5 protein-coding genes and 1 pseudogene are annotated in these 4,411 nt (G+C 61.9%); 1 reads left to right on the forward strand and 5 read right to left on the reverse strand.

All coding sequences use genetic code 11. From position 1 onward, the window contains the following. Positions 1-29 precede the first annotated feature (29 nt). From EQG76_RS31125 to EQG76_RS31145, 5 genes are all read right to left on the reverse strand, one after another. Positions 30-539 (reverse strand): phosphotransferase family protein, encoded by a 510-nt coding sequence (locus EQG76_RS31125; protein ID WP_159719086.1) that lies wholly within the window; start codon positions 537-539, stop codon positions 30-32. 140 nt (positions 540-679) lie between these two features. Next, positions 680-1,513 (reverse strand): APH(6)-I family aminoglycoside O-phosphotransferase, encoded by an 834-nt coding sequence (locus EQG76_RS31130; RefSeq protein WP_456237668.1) that lies wholly within the window; start codon positions 1,511-1,513, stop codon positions 680-682. A 58-nt stretch (positions 1,514-1,571) separates the two neighbouring features. Continuing rightward, positions 1,572-2,183, reverse strand: coding sequence for a LysE family translocator (locus EQG76_RS31135; protein ID WP_159719088.1), 612 nt, complete (start codon positions 2,181-2,183; stop codon positions 1,572-1,574). After that, positions 2,180-2,851 (reverse strand): B3/B4 domain-containing protein, encoded by a 672-nt coding sequence (locus EQG76_RS31140; RefSeq protein ID WP_159719091.1) that lies wholly within the window; start codon positions 2,849-2,851, stop codon positions 2,180-2,182. Before EQG76_RS31140 ends, EQG76_RS31135 begins: the two co-directional genes overlap by 4 nt. A 77-nt stretch (positions 2,852-2,928) precedes the next feature. Further along, positions 2,929-3,738 carry an AraC family transcriptional regulator gene (locus tag EQG76_RS31145; protein ID WP_159719089.1) on the reverse strand — a complete coding sequence of 270 codons (810 nt, stop codon included), beginning with the start codon at positions 3,736-3,738 and terminating at the stop codon, positions 2,929-2,931. An 82-nt stretch (positions 3,739-3,820) separates the two neighbouring features. Here EQG76_RS31145 and EQG76_RS31150 point away from each other — a divergent pair. Continuing rightward, positions 3,821-4,360: pseudogene (locus tag EQG76_RS31150) on the forward strand (phosphotransferase); the annotation flags it as partial. Positions 4,361-4,411: the final 51 nt, after the last annotated feature.

Consider the following 4,411-nt stretch of genomic DNA (forward strand, 5'->3'; position numbering starts at 1 on the left):
GTACGTATCGTCACCCAGCCCAGATACGCTCACGTCTGACATTCACCAGCTTTGGCGACAGAGCCTAGGTTCTGTCGCTCTTCCTCGCTCAGCTCAGTTAAATCGGACAACAGGCTTCCATGGAGTTTGGGGTGAACAGAGACGAGCCGTTCCCCAACACTCCGCAGCTCCAAAGCAGGCGTGGGTAGGAGCGGGCGCAAGGCCTCAAGTACGTGGGCCTCACGTTTCAGATCGCGTTCAGCTTCAGGGTGGCGCGGAATGCGAATGACCACCCTGCCAAGGTCATGCACCATGTTGTTCTGACCCAAGCCGATCATGGTCACTGGATGCTGCCTTGGCATGTTCAATTTATCGAAGAGATCCGGCCATGAGATCCGTGGCATCTGCTGTATTCGTTCGTGCGTCACTGTGCTGAAACTCTTTCCGGCGATCGAACGGCAGGTTTGCGCCCATCCGGTATAGAGCGATTTTGAAGTGAATTTCCTGCCCTGCTTGCCATTGAAGCTACGGTCCTCCCGGCCCTCAAGACCGCTTTCCACCGCTTTCAGCGGTGGTCGATAAGCGGCCAGCCTTGACCGCTGCTCCTGGCCTTCGCTGATGGATGGGCATGATCGGGACGAGGAACATAATGCCCTCGCCTCCGGCGGGATCGAGCAAGGAACAAAGGGTGGAACTTTCGTTAGCTGAGCAGGCGGCGGGCCATTGCATTGATGGTGAGATCGATGGCAGCGCCCTGATCGTCGCCGTCGCCGATGAACCAGGCTGCCGACAGGCCCGTCCATGCGACGATCCAGCGAAGGAGCCGCTTAGGCTCGAACTCCGTTGCCTTGATCACGACCTCCAGCCGGGCTTCCAGCCGGCCTGGCAGGGTGGCGAGCGGCCGGCTCGGATCGCTGAGATCAGGGTTGGTGAAGATGTTGGCGTAATCGAAGGTCCGCTCGCCTAGCAGCCCGTGCGGGTCGATCGCCAGCCACCCCCGCTCGCCGAAATCGAGCACGTTCTCATGGTGGAGGTCGCCATGGAGTGGGCCGACCTCCTGTGGCGCAGCCAGGAGCTGGCGCGCGGTGTCTGCGGCGGGCGCCAGCGCCGCGTGTTCTGGGGAGAGCTCAAAGAGCGGCTGGAACCAGGCTTCGAGCGGATGCAGCTCCGGAAGCGGGCAATGCCGCGCCGCGTGCAGCCGGGCCAGGGTGCTGCACAGGATCCGGCAGGCTTCGTCATCCCGGCCCGACCGGGCCATCTGCGCAAGATCACGGCTGCCTGCCGGCGCCCGTTCCATGAGCAGGGCATCCGTGGACGAGGCGAAGATCTTCGCAGCACCCTGGCCATCCCACCACGTCATGAGCCGGTAGCCTGCCTGCTCATCGAGGGTGCGAGCCACCTTCAGCATTCTGGGCAAGCCCTCCCGCCGGACCGGAAGAACCCAACTGGAGCGTGTGGTCAGCAGAGGGCCGTCCGGCATCAATCGCCACGCCTCAAGAAACCTCGTGATCTTCGGGGGAAGGGCAGCATGCAGGCTCAACTGGAACTCTCCTTAGATGGTCCGGCCGCCATTGCCACGCACCACTGGAGCCTCATTGCTGCGTGAGGGCGAGTTGAGCCGCGAGGCCGGCGAACGCACCGGCAAAGCCGCGCCGCATCCAAGTCTGGACCAAGGAACTTGGGATGACATACCGTCGAACAGCAGCGGCAAAGGCTCCATAAGAGGCGAAGATCACGAAGGTGATCGCCATGAACACCAGACTCAGGTCCAGCATCCTGTTCATGAGTGCTGCGTCATCCGTCCTGACGAATTGAGGCAGGAAGGCGAAGAAGAAAATCGAGAGCTTGGGGTTCAGCAGATTGATGAGGACCGCCGAAACGATCACCTGCTTGATACTTTTGCCGCTCGCCTTGTTGTCCAGGCTGAGCATTCCAGGATCGCGGAACATTGCCCAGGCCATGTAGAGCAGATAGGCGACACCGAGGTATCTGAGAAGCTCGAAGGCTAATGCGCTCGTGTGCAGCAGCGCAGCGAGCCCGCTGAACGCCGCCAGCATATGAGGGACGATGCCGAGCGTGCAGCCAAACGCGGCAATGAGGCTTGCTCGCGTCCCACGCGAGAGGCCGGCTGCCGCCGTGTAGATCGCGCCGGTACCAGGCGACGCGATGATGACGAGGGAGGTAAGGATAAACTCCAGCGTCATGGCAGTTCCTTCTCTGCCACTGCGGAGGTCGGCCAAATCGCGGCCAGTGCCTGGGCGAGGGATGATGCGAGAGCGGCTACATCGTCGTATGCTGTCTCGTGCACGGCCTTGGTGACGATCAGGACCCGTGTCGTTTGCGGGCGAACGGCGGACCAGCCGCTTTGCCGATCGGTCCAGCGTCTGGCGTGGGCTCGTCCGCTCTCATCCGCAAAGATGACTTCTGCGAGTTCGGGATGTTCGATGTCGCCAGCAAAAGTCTCATAGGTTTCGTCGCCATGGGCGTACCGCACGGTCATCGCGCCGGTGATCCTGGCGGTGTCGAACACCGCTATCGGAACGGCGAAGGCGAGCGACGCCGCGTTGCACAGGTCGATCAGTGGATGAAGCGCGGGAAGCGCTCCCTCTTTGCGGTAACGTCTCAGCAGGGCATCCGTCGCGCACCGATACTGCGTCGGCTTCAATCCCATGGTGGAGAACGCCCGCCGCCACGCCTGGATCTCCGGGAATTCGTTTTCGCCCGCGGTAGCAAGCCGTTGGTCGGCGATGCCCTGCAGCCGGGCAATCTGGCTGGCAGGGTCGGCACTTGTGTCGATGCCGTTCACCAGGAGACCGCGGGAGCGGAGTTGCGGGAATTTGTATCTGATCTCAGGGGCGTAGCGGAACGGCATGGTCATCATTTGCGGCTCGATTGCTTTCGAGCCATATGCTCGGTGGGGAAGCGTCCGGTCTTGAAGGAAATTGCAGCTCAACTCATCGCGGCGGCATAGAGGCCGGGTGACATGCCATAGGCACGAACGAAAAGTCGGGTCATGTGGCTCTGGTCGGCGAAGCCGGACGCCTGAGCCGCATCGGCGAGGGCTGCGCCCTCGCCGATCAGCCTCCGCGCCCGCTGGAGCCGGCGCTGGACGAGATAGGCGTGAGGGGTGAGGCCGATCTCCTTCGAGAAGCCTCGCACAAGCTGGAACTGGCTTACACTCGCGATTGCTGCCAACTCGCCGAGCGACAGGGGTGCAGAAGGATCATCGTCGATGCGTTCGCGCGCTTGCTCTATTCCCTTGAACACTCCACGCTGCCGCTGCGTGCTGGAGCGGCCGATCAGCCGAGCCAGCAGCAAGAGCAGATTTTCCCGCCCTTCGATTTCGCTGTATCCTCCATGTGGATCAGTCACGGCGCGAAAGAGAGCGGCGAACCACAATGCCGATGTCGGATCGTGCAAGACAGGGTGCGACAGTTCAGTACTGCTGACGGTGCCTTCAGTCAGGGCACTGATTGGACCCACCAACGCAGCAGGATCGAAATAGAGCATCTGCCATGCGCGGCCGCTCTCTCCGAGCGGCAAACCGTCATGCACCTCACCAGGGTTTACGGTGATAACGTCGCCAGATCCGGCTTCCACGATGCCGCGCCCACTCAGGGATCTCTGCGCACCACGGAGGATGACGCCGATGCCGAACTGGTCATGGGTGTGCCGCCCGAAAGCGTGAGTCGTATCGGCTGATACCGCTTCGACTCCCTCCGTTCGACATCGGGTTATCTCAAACTGTCCTTTTGCCATCGTCCGGACACTACCTCGAGTGACGAGCGAGCACTGTTGCTGTGGATCGGCGTGTTGTCACCTGCCATACATCCCATGATGAATTGTCAAGCATAAGGGATTGAGATGGCTGAGTAAGGCCGGTGGGCGTCCAAGCGCCTACCGCATGGAAGGTAGGCTATCAGCCTACGGATGGACACAGGAGACAATCGGCTGTTCGGAGGCTGCCGTATTCCGCCTTGCTGCACCAGGGAAGCCCGCTCTGTTCGTGAAAACCGAGCCTGCCGACCCGTTGAGCGAGTTGCAGGACGAGGCGGCGCGGCTGCGCTGGCTGGCAACGACTGGCCTTCCCTGTGCCCAAGCGCTTGATGCAGCCAATGAAGCGGGTCGGGACTGGCTGCTGTTGAGTGCCGTGCCTGGAGAAGACCTGCTGTCGTCCTCACTCGACCCGGCCGAGACGGTGACGATCATGGCCGAGGTCTTGGGCCGGCTGCATCAACTTGATCCGGCCACCTGCCCATTCGACCATAGGGCGGAGCATCGCATCGAGCGGGCGCGCACCCGGATGGAGGCCGGCCTTGTCAATCAGGATGATCTCGATGAAGAGCGCCAGGGGCTCGAGCCGCTCAGAGCCCGTTTGAGAATGTGCTCAGTGGCTGATGCGGCGTAGGAGCAAGCTGCCCATGGCGACGTG

The organism is Geminicoccus flavidas, assembly GCF_009806515.1.
In the GTDB taxonomy this organism is placed as follows: Bacteria; Pseudomonadota; Alphaproteobacteria; order Geminicoccales; family Geminicoccaceae; genus Geminicoccus; species Geminicoccus flavidus.

Bases quoted from the DNA above. Each gene is read 5' to 3' on its own strand.
- EQG76_RS31135 (WP_159719088.1), bottom strand. From the start codon at position 2,183: ATGACGCTGGAGTTTATCCTTACCTCCCTCGTCATCATCGCGTCGCCT.
- EQG76_RS31140 (WP_159719091.1), bottom strand. From the start codon at position 2,851: ATGCCGTTCCGCTACGCCCCTGAGATCAGATACAAATTCCCGCAACTC.
- EQG76_RS31145 (WP_159719089.1), bottom strand. From the start codon at position 3,738: ATGGCAAAAGGACAGTTTGAGATAACCCGATGTCGAACGGAGGGAGTC.